This is a genomic window from Asticcacaulis sp. (genome assembly GCF_035497195.1).
Lineage (GTDB): Bacteria > Pseudomonadota > Alphaproteobacteria > Caulobacterales > Caulobacteraceae > Asticcacaulis.
This window is the reverse complement of the sequence record NZ_DATJDZ010000019.1, coordinates 249,298-271,655: the sequence shown is the minus strand read 5'-3', so window position 1 is coordinate 271,655 and position 22,358 is coordinate 249,298. Positions and strand designations below refer to the sequence as shown.

The 22,358-nt window shown below is 59.7% G+C and carries 24 protein-coding genes; 10 read left to right on the top strand and 14 right to left on the bottom strand.

Features of this window, described 5'->3' with window-relative positions; translation table 11 throughout:
* The first annotated feature begins 4 nt into the window (after positions 1 to 4).
* Genes VL130_RS12170 through VL130_RS12160 form a run of 3 tightly spaced genes read left to right on the top strand, consistent with a single transcriptional unit; the run spans position 5 to position 2,125 of the window.
* Positions 5 to 376, top strand: a complete 372-nt coding sequence (locus tag VL130_RS12170) for a cystatin domain-containing protein (protein ID WP_325363189.1) — start codon at positions 5 to 7, stop codon at positions 374 to 376.
* Positions 367 to 750, top strand: a complete 384-nt coding sequence (locus VL130_RS12165) for a hypothetical protein (protein WP_325363188.1) — start codon at positions 367 to 369, stop codon at positions 748 to 750. Before VL130_RS12170 ends, VL130_RS12165 begins: the two co-directional genes overlap by 10 nt.
* Positions 743 to 2,125, top strand: a complete 1,383-nt coding sequence (locus VL130_RS12160; RefSeq protein ID WP_325363187.1) for a protein adenylyltransferase SelO family protein — start codon at positions 743 to 745, stop codon at positions 2,123 to 2,125. Before VL130_RS12165 ends, VL130_RS12160 begins: the two co-directional genes overlap by 8 nt.
* On the opposite strand, the gene bla is transcribed toward VL130_RS12160, so the two are convergent.
* The 3 genes from bla to VL130_RS12145 form a co-directional block, all read right to left on the bottom strand.
* Positions 2,122 to 3,027, bottom strand: a complete 906-nt coding sequence (gene bla / locus VL130_RS12155) for a class A beta-lactamase (RefSeq protein WP_325363186.1) — start codon at positions 3,025 to 3,027, stop codon at positions 2,122 to 2,124. The two genes, VL130_RS12160 and bla, sit on opposite strands and share 4 nt — an antisense overlap.
* A 32-nt stretch (positions 3,028 to 3,059) precedes the next feature.
* Positions 3,060 to 5,147 carry a S9 family peptidase gene (locus VL130_RS12150; protein ID WP_325363185.1) on the bottom strand — a complete coding sequence of 696 codons (2,088 nt, stop codon included), beginning with the start codon at positions 5,145 to 5,147 and terminating at the stop codon, positions 3,060 to 3,062.
* Positions 5,148 to 5,246: 99 nt separating this feature from the next.
* Positions 5,247 to 5,699, bottom strand: a complete 453-nt coding sequence (locus VL130_RS12145) for an SRPBCC family protein (RefSeq protein WP_325363184.1) — start codon at positions 5,697 to 5,699, stop codon at positions 5,247 to 5,249.
* 95 nt (positions 5,700 to 5,794) lie between these two features.
* Here VL130_RS12145 and VL130_RS12140 point away from each other — a divergent pair, with 95 nt between their 5' ends.
* Positions 5,795 to 6,490 carry a DUF1345 domain-containing protein gene (locus VL130_RS12140; protein ID WP_325363183.1) on the top strand — a complete coding sequence of 232 codons (696 nt, stop codon included), beginning with the start codon at positions 5,795 to 5,797 and terminating at the stop codon, positions 6,488 to 6,490.
* A 1-nt stretch (position 6,491) separates the two neighbouring features.
* On the opposite strand, the gene VL130_RS12135 is transcribed toward VL130_RS12140, so the two are convergent.
* Both VL130_RS12135 and VL130_RS12130 read right to left on the bottom strand, forming a co-directional pair.
* Positions 6,492 to 6,947: a response regulator gene (locus VL130_RS12135; RefSeq protein ID WP_325363182.1), complete on the bottom strand. Its 456-nt coding sequence runs from the start codon at positions 6,945 to 6,947 to the stop codon at positions 6,492 to 6,494.
* 24 nt (positions 6,948 to 6,971) lie between these two features.
* Positions 6,972 to 8,459, bottom strand: a complete 1,488-nt coding sequence (locus VL130_RS12130) for a sensor histidine kinase (RefSeq protein WP_325363181.1) — start codon at positions 8,457 to 8,459, stop codon at positions 6,972 to 6,974.
* Between the two features lie 158 nt (positions 8,460 to 8,617).
* Between VL130_RS12130 and VL130_RS12125 the strand changes: the two genes are divergently transcribed.
* Positions 8,618 to 9,088: a response regulator gene (locus tag VL130_RS12125; RefSeq protein WP_325363180.1), complete on the top strand. Its 471-nt coding sequence runs from the start codon at positions 8,618 to 8,620 to the stop codon at positions 9,086 to 9,088.
* A gap of 49 nt (positions 9,089 to 9,137) precedes the next feature.
* On the top strand, positions 9,138 to 11,522 hold the full coding sequence (rnr, locus tag VL130_RS12120) for a ribonuclease R (RefSeq protein ID WP_325363179.1): 2,385 nt from the start codon (positions 9,138 to 9,140) through the stop codon (positions 11,520 to 11,522).
* A 6-nt stretch (positions 11,523 to 11,528) separates the two neighbouring features.
* Here the strand turns inward: rnr and VL130_RS12115 are convergent, their stop codons facing one another.
* Together VL130_RS12115 and VL130_RS12110 are read right to left on the bottom strand one after the other, a co-directional pair.
* Entirely contained in the window at positions 11,529 to 13,106 is a 1,578-nt protein-coding gene (locus VL130_RS12115; RefSeq protein WP_325363178.1) for a hypothetical protein, read from the bottom strand.
* A gap of 286 nt (positions 13,107 to 13,392) precedes the next feature.
* Entirely contained in the window at positions 13,393 to 13,962 is a 570-nt protein-coding gene (locus VL130_RS12110) for a hypothetical protein (protein WP_325363177.1), read from the bottom strand.
* A gap of 213 nt (positions 13,963 to 14,175) precedes the next feature.
* Between VL130_RS12110 and rpmG the strand changes: the two genes are divergently transcribed.
* Positions 14,176 to 14,343 carry a 50S ribosomal protein L33 gene (gene rpmG / locus VL130_RS12105; protein ID WP_018079812.1) on the top strand — a complete coding sequence of 56 codons (168 nt, stop codon included), beginning with the start codon at positions 14,176 to 14,178 and terminating at the stop codon, positions 14,341 to 14,343.
* A gap of 177 nt (positions 14,344 to 14,520) precedes the next feature.
* Here the strand turns inward: rpmG and VL130_RS12100 are convergent, their stop codons facing one another.
* Together VL130_RS12100 and VL130_RS12095 are read right to left on the bottom strand one after the other, a co-directional pair.
* Positions 14,521 to 15,894: a PleD family two-component system response regulator gene (locus VL130_RS12100; protein ID WP_325363176.1), complete on the bottom strand. Its 1,374-nt coding sequence runs from the start codon at positions 15,892 to 15,894 to the stop codon at positions 14,521 to 14,523.
* Positions 15,895 to 15,897: 3 nt separating this feature from the next.
* Positions 15,898 to 16,263: a response regulator gene (locus VL130_RS12095; protein WP_325363414.1), complete on the bottom strand. Its 366-nt coding sequence runs from the start codon at positions 16,261 to 16,263 to the stop codon at positions 15,898 to 15,900.
* A gap of 248 nt (positions 16,264 to 16,511) precedes the next feature.
* Between VL130_RS12095 and VL130_RS12090 the strand changes: the two genes are divergently transcribed.
* Positions 16,512 to 16,982, top strand: a complete 471-nt coding sequence (locus VL130_RS12090; protein WP_325363175.1) for a RidA family protein — start codon at positions 16,512 to 16,514, stop codon at positions 16,980 to 16,982.
* 20 nt (positions 16,983 to 17,002) lie between these two features.
* Here VL130_RS12090 and VL130_RS12085 read toward each other — a convergent pair whose 3' ends face one another.
* Positions 17,003 to 17,656 (bottom strand): tetratricopeptide repeat protein, encoded by a 654-nt coding sequence (locus VL130_RS12085; RefSeq protein ID WP_325363174.1) that lies wholly within the window; start codon positions 17,654 to 17,656, stop codon positions 17,003 to 17,005.
* Positions 17,657 to 17,779: 123 nt separating this feature from the next.
* Here VL130_RS12085 and VL130_RS12080 point away from each other — a divergent pair, with 123 nt between their 5' ends.
* Positions 17,780 to 18,919 (top strand): GNAT family N-acetyltransferase, encoded by a 1,140-nt coding sequence (locus VL130_RS12080; RefSeq protein WP_325363173.1) that lies wholly within the window; start codon positions 17,780 to 17,782, stop codon positions 18,917 to 18,919.
* Positions 18,920 to 18,965: 46 nt separating this feature from the next.
* Positions 18,966 to 19,295, top strand: coding sequence for a DUF962 domain-containing protein (locus tag VL130_RS12075; RefSeq protein ID WP_325363172.1), 330 nt, complete (start codon positions 18,966 to 18,968; stop codon positions 19,293 to 19,295).
* Positions 19,296 to 19,369: 74 nt separating this feature from the next.
* Here VL130_RS12075 and VL130_RS12070 read toward each other — a convergent pair whose 3' ends face one another.
* The 4 genes from VL130_RS12070 to crcB form a co-directional block, all read right to left on the bottom strand.
* Entirely contained in the window at positions 19,370 to 20,116 is a 747-nt protein-coding gene (locus tag VL130_RS12070; protein ID WP_325363171.1) for an ATP12 family chaperone protein, read from the bottom strand.
* 1 nt (position 20,117) lies between these two features.
* Positions 20,118 to 20,804, bottom strand: a complete 687-nt coding sequence (locus VL130_RS12065; protein ID WP_325363170.1) for an HAD-IA family hydrolase — start codon at positions 20,802 to 20,804, stop codon at positions 20,118 to 20,120.
* Between the two features lie 98 nt (positions 20,805 to 20,902).
* The gene (locus VL130_RS12060; RefSeq protein WP_325363169.1) at positions 20,903 to 21,910 is read right to left on the bottom strand and encodes an RluA family pseudouridine synthase; all 1,008 of its coding nucleotides are present in this window, start codon (positions 21,908 to 21,910) and stop codon (positions 20,903 to 20,905) included.
* Positions 21,907 to 22,314 (bottom strand): fluoride efflux transporter CrcB, encoded by a 408-nt coding sequence (gene crcB / locus VL130_RS12055; protein WP_325363168.1) that lies wholly within the window; start codon positions 22,312 to 22,314, stop codon positions 21,907 to 21,909. The genes VL130_RS12060 and crcB overlap by 4 nt, the downstream gene beginning before the upstream one ends.
* Positions 22,315 to 22,358 lie beyond the last annotated feature (44 nt).

Here is a 22,358-nt window from a genome sequence, read left to right as displayed (position 1 = left end):
CACCATGATATTACCGCGCCTTACCCTCGTCGCCCCCGCCCTGCTGATGCTGGCGTCAGTGGCCTGCGCCCAGACGCCAGTTGAAGCGCCCCTGCCGATCGTCGGTGGCTACCAAAAGGCGTCCGTCGATGATCCGGATATTAAAGCCGCCGCTGATTTCGCCATTTCGGCCGCACCGAAAAAGGTCAGACTGGACAAGATCGTCTCCGCCCGCCAGCAGATCGTCGCCGGCGTCAATTACAGCCTGTGCCTGAGCGTGAAAGCGGACAAGATCGGCCTTTTGACCGGCGGCAAGTTCGTCGCCGCCAAGGTTTTCCGCGACCTCGACAAACGCTACAAGCTGACCTCATGGCAAGACGTGAAAACATGCAACTGATTATGAAAGCCGCCCTTCGGGTGACTCTGATAATTTATCTTGTATTGCCAGCGGCCGTTGGCGCAGAAACAGTTTTTGATATCCCCATCCAGCCTGAAAACCTGGGCGGTTTTAATGCTGTGCCCGTCGTTGATCGCGGGGTCATAGCTGCCGCCAACTTTGCCGTGAATACACGTCCCGTGACGCTTATCGATATTGTTGTCGCCAAACAGCAACTGGTCGACGGCAAAACCTACGCACTTTGTTTGCGTGTAAAAAGCAAGATCGCCAAAGCACCGTCGCGCCTGATCATGACAAAGATTTTCAAGCCCTTCGGCGAGGCCTATCAGTTGAAATCCTGGACCCGCGTCAATAGTTGCAGCTTCAATGGCTGATTACCGCCCCGCCCCCCGGCTCGAACAGAGCCAACTCGCCCTGCATGACGCCGTGGCGGCCGCCGATTTCCCGCAGACGCTCCTGCGCTACCGCAATCAGCGCGCCGCGCAAACCGTTGGTCTGGAAGGCTTGACCGCCGCCGACTGGATCGCCCATTTCGGCCGCTTCCAGCCCCTGCCCGACAACCAACCGATCCCGCTGGCCCTGCGTTATCACGGTCACCAGTTCCGCCACTACAATCCCGATCTTGGCGACGGACGCGGTTTCCTGTTCGCACAACTGCTCGATGACCGTGACCGCCTGCTCGACCTTGGCACCAAGGGGTCCGGCAAGACGCCGTGGTCGCGCGGCGGCGACGGCAAGCTGACCCTGAAAGGCGGGGTGCGCGAGGTATTGGCCACAGCTATGCTGGAAGCGCTGGGCGTACCGACCTCAAAGTCATTTTCGCTGATCGAGACCGGCGAGCAACTCATGCGCGGCGATGAACCCTCGCCGACGCGATCCTCGGTACTCGTCCGCCTGAGCCACAGCCATATCCGCTTCGGCACCTTCGAGCGGCTGGCCTATCACAATGACGCCGAGACAATGCGCGATCTGGTCGCCTTTATCCTGGCCAACTACTATCCGGATTGCACCGACGCCACCGCACTTTTCGACGCTGTAGTGACGCAAGCCGCCAGACTGGCCGCAAGCTGGATGGCCGCCGGCTTCGTGCATGGCGTCCTCAATACCGACAATATGAACATTACCGGCGAAAGTTTCGATTACGGCCCCTACCGCTTTTTGCCTTATTACGATCCGGCCTTCACCGCCGCCTATTTCGACCAGACCGGCCTTTACGCCTATGGCCGGCAGCCGGATGCCGTGCTGTGGAACCTCGGCCAGTTGGGGCGTTGCCTGACGCTGATCACCGAGCCAGACCCGCTGATCGCCAGCTTCAACGCCTTCAATGACCGCTATGAACGCGAACTCGGCCTGGCCATCTGCCAGCGGCTGAATATCTCGCCAAAGCCCGACAATGCGCCTCTGGTGATGGCCCTCTATGACTTCCTCGCCGACCTGCGCACGGATGGCAGCTTCGAGGGCCTGTTCTACGACTGGTTCGGCGGCCGGATCAGCGAGACACGCGCCCTTTCCGGTCCACGCGCCGTCAGCTACAGCGGCGAAACCTTCACGGCCTTCCACGACATCCTGAAAACCTACGATCCTGCCGCGCCGGAAAAGCTCGACCACTTGCGCTTCAAACAGCCCGATCCGGAAACCCTGCTGATCGACGAAATCGAAACCATCTGGGCGCAGATCGCACTCGAAGATGACTGGTCCCTGTTCGAGGCCAAACTGGCAGCCATCGAGACTTACCGGCAGGCGCTTTAAGCCGAGGCGGCCTTGTCCAGCGTTTCGACAAAACTCAGCGTATCGAAAACCAGCTTGGTGACATCGGCGATGACCGAATTACGGCCGTCAGCATCGAGTGTACCGCCGGAGGTATAGATCGACAGGAAGACCGGCGGCTTATTGGGGAGCCAGACAACCCCGACGTCGTTGGTGGCATTGTGTTCACCGGTGCCGGTCTTGTGGGCTACCACCGCGCCCTGTGGCACACCGGCGCGGATGCGGGCATTGCCGGTGGTCGTGGCCACCATCCAGTCCTTGAGCAACGTCAGGCTTTCCGGCTTGAGCACCGTGCCGGTAAAAACCGTTCGCAGCAATGTACTCATCGCTTCCGGCGTCGTGGTATCCTTCTCATCGCCGTCTATATTGGTGTTGAGCGAAGGCTCCGTGCGGTCAAAGCGCGTCACCGTATCGCCAAGCCCGCGCACAAAGGCGGTCAGGCCGGCCGGGCCGCCGATCAGCGGCAGCAAGAGGTTGGCCGCTGTATTGTCACTGAGCGAAACCGCCGCCGCGCACAGGGCGCCGATGGTCATCTGGCCCCTGGCGACATTGGCCGTCGTGGTCGGCGCATATTCGAGCAGGTCTTTCTTGCCGTATTTGACGAGATCCGTGACCTTGAGCTTGCCCTGGCCGACCTGCTGGAGGATGGCTGCCGCCAGCACCCATTTGAAGGTAGAGCACATGGCGAAACGCTCGGTCGACTGGATGCTGAGGGAGCCATTGGCTTCGGCATTGGCCGTAGAGGTGCCCGTCAACGCCGAAACCCCGACCCGGCCGCCGTGGCGCTTCTGGATTTCAATCATGCGCTGAGCAAACCCGAGCGCCTGCGTGACCTTTTCAGAGCAGCCGGCCAAAGAACCGGCAAGCGCGACGGTCGTAACCACCGCGCCTCCGATCAATATCCCCCGCCGCGAAATCACTTCGCACCTTCGGATTTGTCGCCAATATGCGTATCGAGCCAGTTGAACACCGTATCGTGCCATTTGATCGAATTAGCCGGCTTCAGAACCCAGTGGTTTTCATCCGGGAAGCGCAGGAATTCCGATTCGATACCCTGGCGCTGGAGCGCGGTGAAGACGCCGATGCCCTGCTCGACCGGGATACGGTAATCCTTGTCGGAATGGATGACCAGCATCGGCACCGACCAATCCTTAGCGTGAAGCGCCGGATTGAAGGTGTCGTACTTGGCCGGGTCGTCATAGACCACGCCGCCCTGCTCCCATTCCTCGAACCACAGTTCCTCGGTGGAATAGCCCATGTTACGCGAGTCGAAGACGCCATCGTGCGTCACCAGGCACTTCCACGGCTGCTTCCAGTTGCCGGCGATCCAGTTGACCATGAAGCCGCCATAAGACGCACCGAGCGCACAGGCCTTGTCACCGTTGAGGAACTTGTATTTATCGAGGGCGAAGGCCCAGCCCTTTTGCAGGTCTTCCAGCGGACGGTCGCCCCAATGCTGCGAGATGGCGTCCTCAAAGGCCTGGCCGTAGCCGGTCGAGCCGTGGAAATCGATCATCACCACCGCATAGCCAGCGCCGGCATAGGTCTGCGGGTTCCAGCGGTAGGACCAGCCGTCGCCAAACGAGCCTTGCGGCCCGCCGTGGATCAGGAAGGCGACCGGATAGGCCTTGCCCTCTTCATAGCCGACCGGCTTGATGACATAGCCGTGGACGTCTTCATTATTCCAGCCCTTGAAGCTGAACTGCTCGTACTGGCCGGTGGTCAGGCCACCCAGCACAGCATCGAATTTGGTCAGGTTGGCCGCGCCGTCATCGAGGAAGGCGGCTTTCGGTTTCGCCTGGTAGAAGGTCGAGGGCCGGTTCAGGCTGTCCTGCAGGAAGACCATGCCGCGCGGAGTTTCGGCGTAAGCGCTGGTATGGCCGCCCTTGGTCAGCGGCGTCACCTTGCCAGTCTTGACATCGACCCGGAACAGGATGTGCTTGCCCATATCATCGGCATCGACCAGCAGGCTCTTGCCGTCCTTCGACCACTGCATGCCGGCGACCGAGCGATCCCAGTCCGGGGCCAGTTCACGCGCCTTGCCGGATTCGTCCATGAGCATGATGCCGAAGCGGTCGGCCTCGAAACCGGGACGCTTCATGGCGAGGTAGGCGACGGTCTTGCCATCGGGCGAGACGCGCGGCGTGCCGTCCCAGGCCTTGTTTTCCGTCGTATGATCGATGAGCGCGCCGCCGGTGACCGGCACGGAGTAGATGTCGAAATTGGTGCTCCACGGTTCGGACTTGCCGGCTTCGCGCGCCGAGAACCAGACGGTCTTCGAGTCCGGCGAAATCGTGTAGTCGCCTTCATCGCCATAGGGCTTGGAGGGGACATCGCCGTCATATCCGTCGGTCAGGGCCACGGCGTCGCCACCGGCCAGCGGCACGTAGAACAGGTGGTTGCGGGTGCCATCGGCCCAGGTGTCCCAGTGGCGGACGAAGATCTTGTCATAGACCGTGCCGGAAGACTTGTCGGCCTTGCGGTCGGTCTGCTTCTGGACCGTGCAGGCGATCTCGCTGCCCTTGCACTCAGGGAAAACAGCCAGGCCGACAACTATGCCCTTGCCGTCCGGCGTGATCTGGTAGGCCTGGACGTCGAGCGGCAACTTGGTCACCTGCGTGGCGGTGGCGCCGCTGAGGTCGGTCTTCCACACCTGGTCGGTGCCGCCCTCGCCGCGGCCGGAGATGAAATAGATCGCGCCATCCGGGCCAAACTGCGCATTGGACGCGCCGCCTTCGGAGACCGCCAGCCTGATTTCCGGTTTGGCCGGCTGGGTCAGATCCTTCAGCCAGATCGAGTTAACGCCTTTGTTCTTGTCCATGTCGGTGACGCGGATGCTGAGGACGGCATAACGACCGGTCGGATCGAGCTTGAAGCTGTTGATGCGGTCGAGCCTGATCATCTCACTGTAGGTCAGGGGCGCGGCATGGGAAACGCCACAGAGCGCCATCAGCGAGACCGAACCGGCGAGCAGCGCGGCGGTGAATTTGGATTTGAAGAACATGGACCAACCTGTGTCAGTTGTTACGAGTTGGTATGTGTTAAAGCCCCCTTTGGCGCGCTTGTCGAGCGCCGGGGCAAAAACATTGCCGAATTTTAATGTTCAGGCCCTCACGGATTCCTTCGCCAGCAGGGCGCGGATGTTTTCCGTGGTCTGGACCGTCTGCTTCGGCAGTTTCATCTTGAACATCGGCGACATCAGCTTGGCCATGAACGAATGCGGCGTGATGTCGATATGATGGGTCAGGCGCGTCCCTTCGCCGTTCGGCTCCATGCTGAATTCGACAATGACCTGCATCATCTTGTCATAATAGCGATAGGCCATATGGCGATCCTGTTCGTAGGCGGTGATCACGCCGTCCATCAGGCCGTGGCGGCCGCTTTCGCAATAGGCATAGCGCAGCTTGTCGCCCACCTTGTTCGGGCCGGAACTCTGCTTGGCCACGCCTTCACAGCGCTTGAGCCACAGCGGCACCTTGGAATAATCAGCCAGAAGTGTGAAAACCTCATGCGGGGACTGCGGCAAATCGATACCATGCTTAAAACTGATCGCCATGAACGGACCCTGTTCCTCCCTGGAAAGGTAAAATTGACAAACGCCGGATCAGGGAGCCTAACATAGGCCCGCCAACTGACAAGCACAAGAGTCACATGACCACAGCTAAAACCGGTCTTTTCGACCTCCACGTCATTCGCTACCTGCGCCAGAAGCCCCAGTTGATCCTGTCAGTCGTTATTGGACTTGTTGTTCTGGCCGGATGCCTGTTCCTGACGAAGATGAACGGTATCACCGCCTCGCTGATCGCCTGGAACAGCTTTACCGTCCTTTATGTCGCCCTGGCCCTGCACGCCATGATAACCGCCGATCATGAGAGCCTGAAAAGCCATGCCCATCTCTACGATGACGGCGAAGGGGTGATTCTGCTGATATCGATTCTGGCGGCGACCTTAAGTTTCGTCGCGATTGTCGGCGAACTGGCGACCACGCAAAATGTCAGCGATTCAGCCAAGGCCTGGCATATCGCCCTCTCCGGCCTGACCCTGATCACCTCATGGACCTATATCCATATCGCCTTCGCCTTCCACTATGCGCATGGCTATTATGCCGAACAGCCGCGCAATTCGGGCCAGCCCGTACTGATCTTTCCGGGCACCGACGCGCCGCACTATATGGATTTTCTCTATTTCGCCTTCGTCATCGGCACGTCAGGCCAGACGGCGGATGTCGATTTCGCCACCACCAATATGCGCCGCATCGGCCTGATCCATTGCGTGGCGGCCTATCTCTTCAACGCCACTGTCCTGGCCCTGACCATTAATATCGCCGCCTCGCTGATCTCGAAATAGCCTAATCCGCCACCGGCAACACCGCCAGCATGAAGAAGAACTGCTCGATCGAGTGCACCACGTCGCTGAAATTCTCCAGGTTGAGCGGCTTGACGATATAGGCGTTTGCATGAAGCCCGTAGCTGCCCGAAATATCCGGCGCCGCCGATGAACTGGACAGGATGATCACCGGTATGTGGCGCAGGGCGTCGTCACCCTTGATCGCCGTCAGCACGTCCTTGCCGCTCATCATCGGCAGGTTGAGATCAAGCAGGATGAGATCAGGCAGGCGCATTGAGGCATATTCGCCTTCGCGTCGCAGCATGGCCAGGGCCTTCTCGCCGGTTTCGGCCACGGTCAGGTTGTTCTCGATCTCGGCCTGACGAAAGGCGCGCGCCGCCAGCATGGCGTCACCGCGATTGTCCTCGACCAGCATGATCTCGGCCGCGCGGCCCTCACGAATAAGCAGATTGGCCATTGTCTGTGCTCCCAGGCGAATAGTTTACGCGGATTTGGGGATTTTCGGAATGGTGAAAAAGAAAGTACTGCCGACATCGGGTTCCGAGACCGCCCAGATACGGCCGCCGTGGGTCTCGACGATCTTCCGGCAGACCGACAGGCCAAGGCCGGTGCCCTGGATGCCGTCCCAGCTATGCAGCCGCCGGAAAGGTTCGAATATCTGCTCGATAAAGGCTTTTTCTATGCCCATGCCGTTATCGCGCACACATATCTGCCAGTGTTCGCCCTCGTCCGTGCAACCGACGTGGATGACCGGCAGGCGCTTTGGCTGCTGGTATTTGATGGCGTTGGCGATCAGGTTTTGCAGAAGCCGCATCAGTTGCACGCCATTGCCGGTGATGACCGGCAGCCGGTCATAGGTGATGACAGCCTGGCTTTCCTTCGTCATGGTGCGCAGGTTTTCCAGCACATGGGCCAGTTCGGTGCGCAGGTCGACGGGGCCGAAGCGCGCGCCTTCCTTGTCGAGCCGGGCATATTCGAGCAAATCCTGTACCATGTCGCGCATCCGCCCGGCCGAATCGCCGATGATCTTGAGGTATTCCCGGCCTTCGTCGTCAAGCTTGTCGGCATAGTCCTTGGCGACGATCTGGCTGAAATTGAGCACCATGCGCAGGGGTTCCTGCATGTCGTGCGAAGCGACATAGGCGAAGCGCTCCAGTTCGGTATTCGAATCGGTCAGGCGCCGCAACAGGGCCTGCCGCGCCGCCTCGGCCTGCTTGGCGCGGGTGATATCGCGGATGATACCGGTATAGTGCGGCTTGCCATCAATCTCGAAGGCGCTGACCGAAAGATCGGCCGAAAACATGTCGCCGTCCTTGCGCCGCGCCTGGACCTCGCGCGCGCCAGCGTCGATCGGCAGATATTCGCTGACGTATCGTTCATGTTCGCTGTAGGTCGGATCGGGCATCAGCAGCGAAATCGGCTGGCCGATCACTTCGCTGGCCTGATAGCCAAACATGTCTTCGCAGGCGGCGTTGAAACTGCGGATGCGGTCATGCTCATCGATGGTGATGATGCCGTCGAGCACATTATCCACGACGGTGCGGCTGCTCTCCTCACTCTGCCGGTACAGGGTTTCCAAGGCCTCATTGGCCTGGGAGAGTTGTTTGGTATTGGGCTGGGCCAGGGCGCGCGGCACAGTGAGCAGCACCGCCATGAGGCACCACACGGAAACGGCGGCGTAAAACAGCCTGAACAGACCGAACGCCAGATAATCGACACGCCACATCAGCCAGATATCACTCAGCGCCAGTATGCCCGTCAGCCCGCTCAGAATGGCGAATATGATGTACAGGTTGCGCATGGCCAGGTCGCGGCGCTTCGTGCGGATATACAGCAAGGCCAGCCCCATGCCGAAAGCGGTGAGCGCTATGCCGAGGTCCGACAGGACATGCAGCCACAAAAGACCCGGCTCCCACAGGAAGTTCGCACCTTGCGGTATGAACCCATTGCCACTCATCTCATGATCCATATCCCCGCCGCCTCCCCGTTCTTAACAAGGTTTACATCAAAGCGCACCTGGAGTGTAAGTCCTGATTTTGAACGCACTAAATCTTTACGGAAACCGCTTGCGACCCTGCCGAAAATAGCCGACACATTTGCGTAAAATGTACAGGGGCGGAGAGTCGCATGAGCCGAATCGCAGACAGGGCGCGCGCCGCGCAGGTATTGCTGGTTGAGGACAATCGCGGCGACGCGGTGCTGACCCGGCGGGCCTTCAAGCGCGCCAACCTGGCCAGTGATATCGTGGTGGCGGAGACCGGCGAAAAGGGCCTGAGCATCCTGCGCCGTGAAGGCGAGCACGCCGAGGCCGCCCGTCCTGACCTGATCCTGCTCGATCTCAATTTGCCGCACATGCACGGTCAGGACTTCCTGCAAACGGTCAAGGAAGACCCGCAGTTCAAACGCATACCGGTGATCGTGCTCAGCAGTTCCAGCGCCGACATGGACGTGACCGCCAGCTACGACCGCCATGCCAATGGCTACATCACCAAGCCGCTGGATGCCGAAGCCTATGACGATATCGTGTCGCGCATTGAACAATACTGGTTCACCCTGATGCAATTGCCGCCCGACCAGCCGCCGGCCGCCTTCGCGTAAGGATTTTGTCGTGCAGGGGATGGCCTAGGCGTTGAGTCTCCCTTACATTATGGCCATGAGCAAATTCCCCCGCGTGCCCCGCGCCGCCAAACCGCCGAAATCTCCAGTCACCAAGGTATCCAGGGGTGTGCCCGACGACCAGACCCTGCTCGACGCCCTGGTCGCCAATCGCGAGCTGGATGTCGGTGACCTGGCCAAACAGTTCGGCCTGAAGGGCGATGACCGCCGGCTGTTGCGCCAGCGCCTGAAATATCTCTCGGAAGCCGGCCATCTCGACAAACGCGGCCGCAAGACCTTTGGCGCGGTCGGCGCCCTGCCCGATACCGGCGTCTGCGAGGTGGTCGAGGCGGATATCGATGGCGAATTGTGGGTGCAGTGGGGCAAACCCGACGAGAAGGTGAAGGCGCCGCTGGCCCGCCTCGCCCCGTTGAAGGAAACCACTGTCCAGACACCGCCGGCCGTCGGCGACCGTATTTTTGCCCGCTTCGAGAAAACCTCGGACGGCTGGGTGGCGCACCTGATCAAGGTGCTCGACCAGGGGGCGCCGAAGGTGGTTGGCGTGGTGCGGATCAGCCGCCAGCGCAAAGGTGCGACCGAATACCGGCTGGAATCGGTCAGCCGCAAGACCAGGGAAAACTACATCCTCACCGGACAGGGCCTTGATGCGCTGGAGGATGGTGACGTCGTGGTGGCGGCCCCGGTTGGCGGCATCACCCGCTATGGCCCGAAGCCCGCCAAGGTGATCGAGGTCATTGGCAAGGAGGACGAGCCGAAGGTCGCCTCGATCATGTCGATCCACAGCCACGGCCTGTCTATCGGCTTCAATGCCGATACCGAGCTTGAAGCCAAATCGGCGAAAGCGCCCGGCCTCGGCAAGCGCACCGACCTGCGCGACCTGCCCTTCATCACCATCGACCCTTCCGACGCCAAGGACCACGACGACGCCGTCTACGCCCACCGCGACGAGGACGAAGCCAATCCCGGCGGCTATATCGTCTGGGTCGCCATCGCCGATGTGGCGCACTATGTGACGCCCGGCTCCTCGCTCGACAAGGACGCGCGCGACAAGGGCAATTCGACCTATTTCCCCGACCGTGTGGAGCCGATGCTGCCGCATGTGCTGTCGTCAGGCCTGTGTAGCTTGCAGGAAAGCGAGAACCGGGCGACGCTGGCCGTGCGCATGGTTTTCAATGCCGCCGGCAAGAAGATCGGCCATAAGTTCGTACGCGGGCTGATGCGGTCTGCCGCCAAGCTGAGCTACGAGCAGGCACAGGCGGCCATCGACGGCAATCCGGACGACAAGACCGGCCCGTTGGTCGAAACCCTGATCAAGCCGCTGTGGGAGGCCCATGCCTGCCTGACACGCGGCCGCAATATCCGCCAGCCGCTGCATATCAATTCGCCGGAGCGCAAGATCACGCTCGACGCCGACGGCAAGGTGGTCAAGATCGAGCCGCGCGTCAGTCTGGACGCCATGCAGCTCATCGAAGAGATGATGATCCAGGCCAATGTCTCGGCGGCTGAAACCCTGGAAAAGCACAAGACCCCGCTGATCTTCCGCGTCCACGAAGCGCCGTCGCTGGAGAAGATCGGCAATCTGGCTGACTTCCTCGCCACGCTCGGCCTGCCGTGGACCAAGGGTGAACCGCCGCGTACCGAGCGTTTCAACGCCCTGCTCGATGGCCAGAAGGATGGTCCGCACGCCGAGATCATCAACGAGGTGGTGCTGCGCACCCAGATGCAGGCGCACTATTCGCCGGAGAACTACGGCCACTTCGGGCTTAATCTCGACAACTATGCCCACTTCACCTCGCCGATCCGCCGTTATGCCGACCTTGTGGTCCACCGCGGACTGATCCGCGCCCTCAAGCTGGGTGATGACGGCCTGACCGATTACGAGATCAAGACGCTGAAGGACACCGCCGAGCATATCACCGAGACCGAGCGCCGCTCGATGAAGGCCGAGCGCGAGGCCATCGAACGCTATATCGCGGCGTTTTTACAGGACAAGGTCGGCGCTACCTTCCAGGGCCGCATCGTTGGGGTGACGCGCTTTGGCCTGTTCGTGAAGCTGAGTGAGACCGGCGCCGACGGCATCATCCCCGTGTCGTCCCTGGGCAATGACTATTTTGTCCATGATGACGTGCAGCACGCCCTGATCGGTCAGCGCTCAGGCGAACGCTGGCGTTTGGGAACAAATATCGAGGTCGAACTGATGGAGGCCATGCCGATCACCGGCGGGCTGGTCTTCAAGATGCTGAGCGAACCCGAAGCGGCCGATCCGTACGCGCCGCGCGCCCGTCTGGGTGTTCGGGCGCGCACGGGTCAGGCCTTTCAACCGAGAACCGGCAAGCCCGGTCCGAAAACCGGCGGCCGTCCCAAGGGGTTCATCCCGCAAGGCGCCAAGAACGCGAAGAAGAAAAAGAAAAGGTAGGGCTTATCAGTGGTGTTTGTCCTCTTCCGTCAACAGGCGGTTGGCGTCATGCTCGACAAGCTCCGTCACCGCCTTCTCCAGAACCTGCAAGGCCGTGTATCTTTCGTCCGGCATGGCGCCCTTGAGGTTCTCGATGATAAGTTTCGGTTCATCCGGCGCCTCCAGCCTGGCGGCCAGACTATATATCTGTTTTACGCCATACAGGATGGGAACGGCAAGGGCGGCCAGTTTCAGGCCTAAGAGCACCCAGGCCAATTCAGCAAACCATGACTGTGATATGGCCGCCGCATCGTAGCGATAGCGCAGAACGAATAGCCAGATCGAAAAACCGGCCGCCACCGATGCCGCCAGAAGAACCCATAAAATCCGGCACAGACGTGACCATGCTCGGTATTTGATGAAAATTACCTTGTCCCTGCCCCAATCGCCCCACAGATGAACGACCGAATGCTGGCGAAATAATTTCCACCGCCCTTCCTTCGGTTCCCAGGGCGTGCTCGTGAAATGCGCCTTGAACTCGGCTCGCGCGGTTTGGGCGGCATAGCCCATAAGGATATAGTTGTGCAGGTTAATCAGCAGATCATCCAGGCCTTTTCGCCGGCCATTAACCCACATCGCCGCACGGATGCACTTGCTTCGTGTCTGCGTCCATAGCCTGTATTTCGTGGCGTGTTCCTGTTTATGACCTTCCCCCCAATGCACCTCCTTGAATGTGATAGCCGCCGCCCAAAGATCATCATGCAGATGATCGAGCTTCTCCCGGCGCACCTTCATAACCGCGCCGATGTGCAGGCTCGATTGGTGAGTGATATTTTCAAAGGTTGTAAGCGCCTTTTTGAATTTGTTGACCGCATGAAAATGATAGTGCCGGATGAGCAAACAAATGCCGCCGGCAAGGATCATGGTCAAAAAGACCGCAAAGCCACGCAAAAGGATAATGGCGATCGATGACCATTGCGGAAACAATGGAAAATCTGCCCAATGCTTATGCAGCCGCGCCATCAGCGGCCCTGCATCCATGAGGTTGCTTAAAAGAAATATGGCCAGCAGCCCCCACCAGAGCCAGATTAAAATTTTCCTTTCGCTGTGACTTGCCGCGTTGGCGCGTTCGTCAAGCAGAGCGCCATAATTGCGAATAATGCCCAAGGCCCAGGCGAAAGCGCCTTCGCGCAGGGTTTTGTCACCAAAGGTTCTGAATTCGACTATATCCGGAAATTGCTCTGCCTGTTTCGCCAAAGACTGCTTAATCGTTATCGCCGGTGAAATACCGGATATAACGGTCTGACGCTGCGCCTCGGCGCCTCCGACGGCTAGCGATGCCGCCGGGGTGCTATGACTTGAATAGGGTTTCAGAACCTGTTCCTCAAAACAGGTCCATTCACTGCCTTTGAGAAGGCGGATCATTTCATGAATTTCGCCAGTCGGATCGTTATCCGCATTCGTAGCCGGCTCATTCAGAACCAAAAAAATGCCCAACTCATTGAGTTGCCATGTCGGCTCACCCTTGAGTTTATCGACAAAAGCCAACGATCCGTCATGGTGTTTCAGATCGAAATTGTCTTTGATCAGCTTCCTGTTCGCCATAGCCTTCCCCCCAAGCCGGCTTTAGGCAAACATTGCAAAAAGAAGCGCACGACAGGCCAACTTGCCTGTCTCCATTGCATGGAAACCCTTATTAACGATAATTAACGCTTAAATGACAACTTAGGCAAGAGTTGCGAACACCCTGGCGCTTCTGCCTGCAAAGGTAAGGTGGCGCGTGCTAAAAACATCACAAGGCTGATAACGCATGACAGGTTATCCGGTTACCTGATAACCGCGGCATAGAGCTTGAAAATACGGCAAAATCTGCGAATACACTTCGGTTCACTCAACGGAAGCTATAACTTTGCTTCTCCAGGGTCAGATCACCACCGGAGGCGCGCATTGAGAGCTGCCTGATGCCGGCATCCAACTGGATATCGTGGCTTTCCAGCGTTTCCAGGCCCGTGACCGGGTTCCTGCCGTAGAGATCGAAGGTCACGCGGTTGCCGTTGCTCCAATGGATACGCAGGTCGAAGCTATCGCCCGGCTTGGGGGACATCTTATAGGCCTGAACCGCCTCTTCGCCCGTGCCGCCGACCTTGGTCACCCTGGCCTGCAACTTGCCGTCCTCGGTGGCGGTAAAAGTCAGGGCCGCCGCCTCACCCTGTTCGTCATCGATCGACAGGCCGAAAGCGGCCGTAGCGCAATTGTCATCGGCGCATTTCAGGCGCACGACGAGATCGACGCGGGTGACATCGGTCAGCGGATCGGACTTCGCCGTATTGGTCTCGCCGGCCGAAGCACTCAGGCTGAGCGGCGCCGGCGACGTGTAGCCGGTCGGTTTATCGGCGGCGAAGGCGGAACCTGCCAGAATCAGTCCGGAGACGAAGAGGCCAGCGGTCAGGAATCGTTTCATGGTTTTTGTCTCGAAAACAGCGAAGTTGAGGGCAGATAGCTTGACCTTCACGGCAAAAATGCGTCTATGGCGCTCTTACAGCGAAAAAACGCCCGTCAGGGTCATTTGTCCATTGACTTATGACGTTCTGTGAGTATTTTCCGCCCCTCTCGTTTATTTGCGTTCCATGACAGATGTTTTTGGTCCGCACCCGAACCTTAAGGACTTTAAGTCATGGCAAAGCCAGCCTCCATCAAGATCCGCCTGAACTCGACGGCGGACACCGGCTTCTTCTACGTGACGAAGAAGAACGCCCGCACGAAGACCGAAAAGATGGTGCTGAAGAAGTACGATCCGGTCGTGCGCAAGCACGTCGAATTCAAAGAAGGCAAGATTAAGTAATCCAGCCCTCTGCACGTTTGTCCATCGGCATCCCCCCGCCGGTGGGCTTTTAAGGAAGCCGCGCCTGAGTTCCCCCTATACTCGGCGCGGCTTTTTTGCGTCTGGCTTTTGGTACATACAGGATTGTCGCCTCTAAATCCCCTCTCCCCACATGTGGAGAGAGGGGAAAGTCCAGACTTAAGCCGCCGCTTTAACAATCACGCGGTTGCGGCCGGACTGCTTGGCCTCGTAAACCCCCTCGTCGGCCCGTTTGAGCAGGCCTTCGGGTGAATCGCCCAGACCGCGTGAGGTCGCGACACCGACCGATACCGTGACATCGAGCGAGCGGCCATCGGCCAGCGTAAACGGCGTATCGGCCACCTGTGAGCGGACGCGCTCGGCGATATGCAGGGCATCTGCCTGATCGGTACCAGGCATCAGCACCACGAACTCCTCGCCGCCGAAACGACAGGGCATGTCGATGGCGCGGACATTGAGGCTGAGGCGGCGGGCGAATTCGCGGATCACCTCATCGCCGGCATCATGGCCGTAGGTGTCGTTGACGCGCTTGAAGAAGTCGATATCGAGCATCAGCACCGACACAACATCTTCCCCCGCCCCACGGTTATGCCGGGCCATGGCGAGATTGAGGTGGTGATCGAGGAAGCGGCGGTTGTTCAGGTTGGTCAGCGGATCGGTGATCGCCAGTTCCAGAGACCGATCAAGCGTATCGCGCAGGAAATCGCCATAGCGCTTGCGCTTGATCTGGGTCTTGGCGCGGGCGCGCAGTTCAAGCATATCGACCGGGCGCGGCACCACGTCATTGACGCCCAGTTCCAGCGCCTTGAGCATGACTTTCCGCTCATCGGCATTGATGATGGCCAGGACCGGCCGCTGGCGCGTGGCTTCATGGGTGCGCAGTTGCGCCACCCAGCGCAGGGGATCGAACGCCTTGGCGGTGAGATTGAGCACGACAAGATCGACCCGGCCGGCGGCGATTTTCAGCGCCTTTGCCGGATCGGTTTCATAGGCGCAGCGATGGTCTTCGCCCAGTTGCACCATCAGGCGTTCGGCCTGGCGGATATTGTCGTCGAGGATCAGCACATTACCGGTGGCCGAAATCTGGCGCGCATACAGTTCCTGATCGATCAGGCCGGCGCGGCGGGAAGACGATTCGCGTGCGCGCAGGTCATCGACCATCTGCTTCAGGCGCACCAGGGCCTGCAAGCGCGCCATCAGCACCACATCATCGACCGGCTTGGTGAGAAAGTCGTCGGCGCCGGCTTCCAGGCCCGACAGACGGTCCTCACGGCCATCGAGCGCCGTGATCAGGATGATGGGGATATGGCGCGTTTCGGCGTTTTCTTTAAGCTGGCGGCAGACCTCATAGCCGTCGATCTCCGGCATCATGACATCGAGCAGGATGATATCGGGCTGCTCGGCAATGGCAGTGGCGATGGCCGTATGGCCGTCGGCGGCGGTCAGGACTTCGTAATAGTCAGCCTCCAGCTTGGCCTGGAGCAGGCGCACATTGGCGGCGATGTCGTCAACGATCAGGACGCGCGCGGTCATGTCTTAGCCCAGATAGCGGCGAACCGTGTCGAGGAAATGGGTGACGGAAATCGGCTTGGAAATATAGGCCTCGCAACCGCCCTCGCGGATACGTTCCTCGTCGCCTTTCATGGCGAAGGCCGTCACGGCCACTACCGGAATGTGCGACAGTTCATCATCCTCTTTCAGCCACTTGGTGACTTCGAGGCCAGAGATTTCAGGCAACTGGATATCCATCAGGATCAAATCGGGGCGGTGCTGGCGGGCAAGCGTAAGCGCGGACAGGCCTTCGCCGGTCTGGAAGGTTTCATAGCCCTGCGCATCGAGCAGGTCGTGAAACAGCTTCATGTTGAGTTCGTTGTCCTCAACAATGAGAACTTTTTTTTGTATCATACCCAAACCTTCAAACATGTCAGCTCTCTGACCCCGTAGCCATCAGTCGTTTTCGCCGAATCGGTCGCTTTGCGTGTCCGGCTTTTGATACCGCCAGACTACACGGACTCTCTTAAGCTCAGGTGAAGGGGAAGGTAACAAAAGGTAAAGATGGGGGTGGTCGAGCAGAAGGTAAATCGGTTATAGCTATCGTCAGCCCGCGTCGGTTTCAGGCGCAACACCCTTATGATAGCAGGATTCCCCTCATGTCGAAATGTGAAGACCGTCTGCGCGCCCTGGGCATCACCCTGCCCGTCCCGACCGCGCCCGTCGCCAACTATGTGCCGTTTGTCCGCACCGGGAATCACGTCCACATCTCCGGCCAGCTCTCCAATGACGCGGGTGGCGGCATCAAGGGCACGGTCGGCGTCGACGTCACGGTCGAACAGGGTGTCGAGGCCGCCCGCCTGTGCGCCATCAACCTGCTGGCCCAGATGAAGGCCGCGGCCGGTGACGATCTCGATAATGTGGTGCGGGTGATCAAGCTCAACGCCTTCGTGCAGGCCGGACCGGACTTCTACAATATCCCGCAGGTGATCAATGGCTGCTCCGACCTGATGGTGGCGGCGCTCGGTGATGCCGGCAAGCACGCCCGCTCAGCCGTCGGCATGTACAAGATTCCGCTCGGATTCGCCGTCGAAATCGACGCCTTTATCGAAGTGGCGGATCGCCGGTAAGATTTGGTCGCCGCCAGGGTCTAGTTGAGGGCGTCCAGTCGCGCCTGCGCCGGCGGGAAACCGCCATCGGCCGCCTTCTGATAATGGGCGCGCGCCTGGTCGATATCCTGCGCCACGCCATCGCCGTTCTCAAACATCATGCCGAGCATCATATGGCCGGCGGCGAAGCCCTGATCGGCGGCCCGGCGCGCCCAGTAAGCGGCTTCGGTTTTATCCAGTGGCACTTCCTGCCCCTGAACCAGCAGGGACGCCAGGGTCATCTGCGCCTCGGGATAGCCGGCCTCGGCCGACCGGCGCAGCCACAAAAGGCCCTTAGCCGGATCAGGCTCGAAATCGTCGCCGCCTTCGTAATAGTTGGCGGAAACGATGAACATCGATTTCGGATCGCCATTACGCGCGGCGCGCACAATGCGTTGCCCCGGTGTATCCTCGACCTGCGGGCCTGAGCTATAGGAATCGGCCCAGCGCTCGCGTTCGGCCTGCTGAGCTTCGGCTTCCAGTCGCGCCCGGTTATCGGCCGCCAGAGAGTCATAATGGTTATCCGTGTCGCGCTGAACCTGCTGGCGGTGCTCACGTTCCCGGTTCTGATCGTTGTAATCGTTTTGCGCCAGCGACGGCGCGGCGATTGCGCCTGTGAGCAGCAAGGGAAGAAACAATAGAGGCCGTAAGGTCATGGGAAAGCGCTCCGACTATAGTGGCAGGTTACCTCTCCCCCACTTGCCCTGCACGTGACAAAAACTGTTATGCGCCGCAGGAAAGCGTATAGGTTTTGAGCGGATTGCCCCTATATTCGGCCCATGACCGCCTCCCTTACACTCAAACTCCATAACCGCATCGGCGATATCGGCGAAAGCGCATGGAATGAGCTAAGAGACAACGATAACCCCTTCACATCTTTTGCTTATCTTGATGCACTAGAAGCGACGGGATGCGTTGACCAGGCCAGTGGCTGGCAACCGGTTCACTTGAGTCTGAGCGATGAGGCCGGCATCATTCGCGGCGTCATGCCGCTCTATGTCAAATACCATTCGATGGGCGAATATGTCTTCGACCAGTCGTGGGCGCGGGCTTACGAACAGGCCGGCGGCGATTACTATCCCAAACTGCAAGGCGCCATCCCCTTCACGCCGGTGACCGGCGCCCGTCTGATCTCGCCCGATCCCGAAGTGCGGCAGGCCCTGGCGCAGGCGGCGATATCGCTATGCGACAGTAACAAACTCTCCTCCCTGCACATCACCTTTCCGCGCGAGGACGAATGGAAAATGATGGGCGAGATGGGGATGCTGCAACGCCAGGACCAGCAGTTCTGGTGGGACAATAATGGCTATGCCGGTTTCGATGATTTCCTGGCGCAGTTGTCTTCCAACCGGCGCAAGGTCATCCGGCGCGAGCGGCGCGATGTTCAGTCAAGGCTTGATCTGCGCTGGCATGTCGGGGACGAAATCACCGAGACGCATCTCGACCAGATGTACACCTTTATCGAGAGCACCTATGACCGCAAGTGGGGCGCCCCCTATCTGACGCGGGAATTTTTCAGCCGTATCCGTGAGACCATGCGCGATCAACTGGCGCTGGTCTTCGCCTATGACGGCAATGAGGCGGTGGCCGGGGCCATCAATTTTATTGGCGGTGACACGCTTTACGGCCGGCAATGGGGCACACTGATAGACATCCCCTTTCTGCATTTCGAGGTCTGCTACTATCAGGCCATCGATTTCGCTATTGCCCGCGGTCTGAAGCGCGTTGAGGCTGGCACGCAGGGCGAACACAAGCTGTCACGCGGCTACCTGCCCAATCCGGTCTATTCGGCGCACTATATCCGCGACCAACGCCTGCGCGCGCCTGTGGAAGCCTATCTGACCCGCGAACGCGAGGCTGTCGTGGAGCAAATGCAGATGCTGGCCGAAGAGGCTTCGCCGTTCAAAAAGGGGGAATAAGCCTGAAATCTTAAATCGTGGTAAGATGGGCGAAGGAGATGAGATCATGGCCGAACGTTATAAAACCTATTCCGCCTTTTTCGATTTTTACCTGAGCGAACACAACCTGCCCGCCACGCGCGCCGTGCATTATCTCGGCTCGGCGTTCGGGATCGTGGCCTTGATCCTGACCGTATGGACCAGCAATCTTTTATGGATTCTGGCGGGCCTGATCGCCGGCTATGGCTGTGCCTGGATCGGGCATTTCTTTATCGAGCATAACCGCCCGGCCACTTTCAAATATCCGCTGTGGTCCTTCGCCGGCGACTACCACATGTTCTTTCTGTGGCTGACTGGCCAGCTTGGCAAGCGCCGGAAACAAGCGGGACTCGTCTGAAAGCCCCCTCCGTCAGCGACACCGGCTCTTCGAGCCTCGCGCTGACATCTCCCCCGCTACGCAGGGGAGGAGAGTTAAATCAGCGCCCTGAACCAGATTTCCAGGCTTTGCGCCTGAATCAACATGCTGGCGGCGCGCTTGGCGGCTTCCTCATCGCGACCCCAGGTTTCCGACTGGAAGTCTTCACCGATGCGCGAGGCATGAAATGCCGCCTCGCCGCTCAGATGCCCGCGCCACAGGGCCAGGGCCAGCACCACCGAACCGAGCAACGGAATGGCCAGCATGATCCCCGCTTGCTCGTAAGGCGTGGCGGCAACAATCAATGATTGAATCCTGGCCAGGGTTTCCGGCGGTTGTGGCTTGTGAACAATCGTGCGGTTCTGGATGAACGGCAGGCCAAGCGCTTCATCGGCCCATGTCAGGATTGGCAGCCAGGCGGCGTCTTCGCGGGCCTGCAAGGCGGCCGGATATTCGGTAGGATAGCACAGCAGGTCGGTTTCGGCGTAACGCAGCACCTCGGTGATCGTGTCGTCCAGCACCTCGCCCATGCGATCGACCGAAGCAAAGCTGAGGCGCGTCAGGGGCATGGCTTCGTAATCGACATATTCACCGACCGCCGCCCATTCGGCTTCAACCAGCTGCGCTAAAGCCACGCCTGGCAGGACCAGAAGCTTGCCCTTGGGCGTCTTCACCGGCCGGCCATCGAGGGCAACGCCAAAGCCACCGTCTATTTCAATGGTGGCTGTGCCACCCCAGAAGCGTTTTGGGCGGAAGCCCAGGGAGTCGGATTTTTTATCGGGCGCTTTGGCTTCGTATGTCATTTCAATATCTTGCGCGTTTGGGTTCAGACATTAATTCCGGCTCGAAGGCATCCAGAAGCGTCTTCAGTTCGGTGAAGTCATGAACAATCTCATGCGCGCCAGCCCCTTGCAGTTCCTCCACCGTATGGAATCCCCAGGAGACGCCGATAGCCTTCACACCGGCGCTGCGGGCCATCTTCATATCGTGGCTGGCGTCACCGATCATCACCGCTTCATGTGTGGCGACACCGAGCACATCGAGATTACGCTGGAGCATGTGGGGGTGCGGCTTGGAGGGGCCGTCATCGGCGCAAAAGGTAACGTCGAACAGATCACCCCAGCCATGTTTGGCCACGGTGCGGGTCACGCCACGACGCGAATTGCCGGTGGCCATGCCGATCAGCCAGCCCTCGGCTTTCAGGGCGCGCAGGGTATCTTCGGCGCCAAGATAGAGGTCCTCGCTGAAATCCGGATCGGCATGAAAGCGCAGGAAGGTCTGCTGGAATTCGTGGGTATAGGCGGCGATGGTTTCATGATCGAGATCAGGGCGCATCATGGCCAGGGCATCGAACAGCGACACGCCAACGATGGCGCGTACGTCATCATAGGTCGGCGGATCAATATTGATCGCATGAGCGGCCTCGACCGCCGCGCGGAAGATTGACGACCGGCTGTCGATCAGCGTCCCATCGACGTCCCATACAGCCATTCTTTTGCGCTCAAGCCGCGCGGGCTTACCTCGCAAAGGCTCGGGCGCACGGTCGTGCTTGCCAAAGCCCAATGAAGGATTGGTCTTTGGAGACAAACTCATCGCTTCTTTTTCTTCTGATTGGCAAACGGATCAACCTCCGCCTCGTGCTCATCAAAACCAAAACGGTCGAAGCCGGCCTTGATGACCTTATCGAGCGGCGCTTCAACGATCAGTGTGCCGCTGGTCGGGTGCGGCAGTTCGATACGACGATGGTGCAGTTGCAGCCCCAGGCCTTCAGACAATTGCGCACTGGCCTCATTGCCGTATTTCGGATCGCCAAGGATGCTATGGCCGATGGCCTGCATATGGGCGCGAAGCTGGTGGGTGCGGCCGGTATGCGGACGCAGCGCCATCCACGTCACGCGCGGACCGGCGCGGGAGATGGTGACATATTCCGTCTCGGCCTGTTCGGCGCCCACTTCGTTCGGTTCGGCCGGCTGGACGATTTCGCGATCGTGGAAGCCCTTCTTGATCAGTGGCACGTCGATATAGCCGTCTTCCGGCTTGGGGTTGCCGACGACCAGCGCCCAGTAGGTCTTGTTGGCGCGGCGCTTGGCGAAGGCGCCGGACAGGCGCGCTGCCGCCTGCGGGCTTTTGCCGAGCAGCAGCACGCCGGAGGTATCGCGGTCGAGACGGTGAACCAGGCGCGGGCGTTCCAGCCCCTCGCCCCAGGCCGACAGCAACCGGTCGATATGGTTCTTGGTCTTGGTGCCGCCCTGCACGGCCAGGCCATGCGGCTTGTTGAGGGCGATGACGTCCTCGTCCTCATAGAGCACCAAAGAATGGGCGAAGCGGATTTCCTGCGGCGACAGCATGGCGCGTTCGCGCTTCTGCTGATCGACATCGGGGGCATCCGGCAGCGGCGGGACGCGGATGGTCTGGCCGGTGGCGAGGCGCGTATCGGCCTTCACCCGGCTGCCATCGACGCGGACCTGGCCGGAGCGAAACAGCTTATTGAGTTGCACATGGTTGAGGTGCGGCCAGCGGCGCTTGAAGAAGCGGTCAACGCGGATACCGTCCTCGCCATCGGTGATATAGAGGGTTTTGACTTCCTTGACGGTCATGCGGCAAACTTTCGGATAAGGATCATGCCGACAGCCACAGCGGCAACAGAGAGAATAACGGAGAGGGTCACATAGCCGGCGGCCAGCCCGTAGGCGCGGCGTTCCAACATCTGGACGGTTTCCAGTGAGAACGAGGAGAAGGTGGTGAAGCCACCAAGGACACCGACGCCCAGCAGCAGACGGGCGCGTTCGGTATCGAACATCCCCTTGAGAGGCCCAAGCAGCAAGCCCATCAGCAGGCCCATCAGCAGGCCACCGATGACATTGGCCAGGAAGGTGCCCAGCGGCCATTGATTCAGCGGCCACTGTTCGTGCGGCCACCACACGGCAGTGGCGCGACCGAGCAGATAGCGGCACGCAGAGCCAAAAGCGCCACCCAGCATGACAAGTACGAGATTAAACATTGCCGAGCTAATACCCCTCTTGGCCTTGTTATCATAGTCCTCTA

What these genes read in the sequence shown, in the direction of transcription:
- VL130_RS12160 (WP_325363187.1), top strand. Translation starts at nt 743, where the DNA reads ATGGCTGATTACCGCCCCGCCCCCCGGCTCGAACAGAGCCAACTCGCC.
- VL130_RS12065 (WP_325363170.1), bottom strand. Translation starts at nt 20,804, where the DNA reads ATGGCTGTATGGGACGTCGATGGGACGCTGATCGACAGCCGGTCGTCA.
- VL130_RS12075 (WP_325363172.1), top strand. Translation starts at nt 18,966, where the DNA reads ATGGCCGAACGTTATAAAACCTATTCCGCCTTTTTCGATTTTTACCTG.
- VL130_RS12070 (WP_325363171.1), bottom strand. Translation starts at nt 20,116, where the DNA reads ATGACATACGAAGCCAAAGCGCCCGATAAAAAATCCGACTCCCTGGGC.
- VL130_RS12150 (WP_325363185.1), bottom strand. Translation starts at nt 5,147, where the DNA reads ATGTTCTTCAAATCCAAATTCACCGCCGCGCTGCTCGCCGGTTCGGTC.
- VL130_RS12115 (WP_325363178.1), bottom strand. Translation starts at nt 13,106, where the DNA reads ATGGCGAACAGGAAGCTGATCAAAGACAATTTCGATCTGAAACACCAT.
- VL130_RS12135 (WP_325363182.1), bottom strand. Translation starts at nt 6,947, where the DNA reads ATGGCCAATCTGCTTATTCGTGAGGGCCGCGCGGCCGAGATCATGCTG.
- VL130_RS12110 (WP_325363177.1), bottom strand. Translation starts at nt 13,962, where the DNA reads ATGAAACGATTCCTGACCGCTGGCCTCTTCGTCTCCGGACTGATTCTG.
- VL130_RS12165 (WP_325363188.1), top strand. Translation starts at nt 367, where the DNA reads ATGCAACTGATTATGAAAGCCGCCCTTCGGGTGACTCTGATAATTTAT.
- rpmG (WP_018079812.1), top strand. Translation starts at nt 14,176, where the DNA reads ATGGCAAAGCCAGCCTCCATCAAGATCCGCCTGAACTCGACGGCGGAC.
- rnr (WP_325363179.1), top strand. Translation starts at nt 9,138, where the DNA reads ATGGCCATGAGCAAATTCCCCCGCGTGCCCCGCGCCGCCAAACCGCCG.
- VL130_RS12140 (WP_325363183.1), top strand. Translation starts at nt 5,795, where the DNA reads ATGACCACAGCTAAAACCGGTCTTTTCGACCTCCACGTCATTCGCTAC.
- VL130_RS12125 (WP_325363180.1), top strand. Translation starts at nt 8,618, where the DNA reads ATGAGCCGAATCGCAGACAGGGCGCGCGCCGCGCAGGTATTGCTGGTT.
- VL130_RS12100 (WP_325363176.1), bottom strand. Translation starts at nt 15,894, where the DNA reads ATGACCGCGCGCGTCCTGATCGTTGACGACATCGCCGCCAATGTGCGC.
- crcB (WP_325363168.1), bottom strand. Translation starts at nt 22,314, where the DNA reads ATGTTTAATCTCGTACTTGTCATGCTGGGTGGCGCTTTTGGCTCTGCG.
- VL130_RS12170 (WP_325363189.1), top strand. Translation starts at nt 5, where the DNA reads ATGATATTACCGCGCCTTACCCTCGTCGCCCCCGCCCTGCTGATGCTG.
- VL130_RS12090 (WP_325363175.1), top strand. Translation starts at nt 16,512, where the DNA reads ATGTCGAAATGTGAAGACCGTCTGCGCGCCCTGGGCATCACCCTGCCC.
- VL130_RS12060 (WP_325363169.1), bottom strand. Translation starts at nt 21,910, where the DNA reads ATGACCGTCAAGGAAGTCAAAACCCTCTATATCACCGATGGCGAGGAC.
- VL130_RS12085 (WP_325363174.1), bottom strand. Translation starts at nt 17,656, where the DNA reads ATGACCTTACGGCCTCTATTGTTTCTTCCCTTGCTGCTCACAGGCGCA.
- VL130_RS12145 (WP_325363184.1), bottom strand. Translation starts at nt 5,699, where the DNA reads ATGGCGATCAGTTTTAAGCATGGTATCGATTTGCCGCAGTCCCCGCAT.
- VL130_RS12130 (WP_325363181.1), bottom strand. Translation starts at nt 8,459, where the DNA reads ATGGATCATGAGATGAGTGGCAATGGGTTCATACCGCAAGGTGCGAAC.
- VL130_RS12080 (WP_325363173.1), top strand. Translation starts at nt 17,780, where the DNA reads ATGACCGCCTCCCTTACACTCAAACTCCATAACCGCATCGGCGATATC.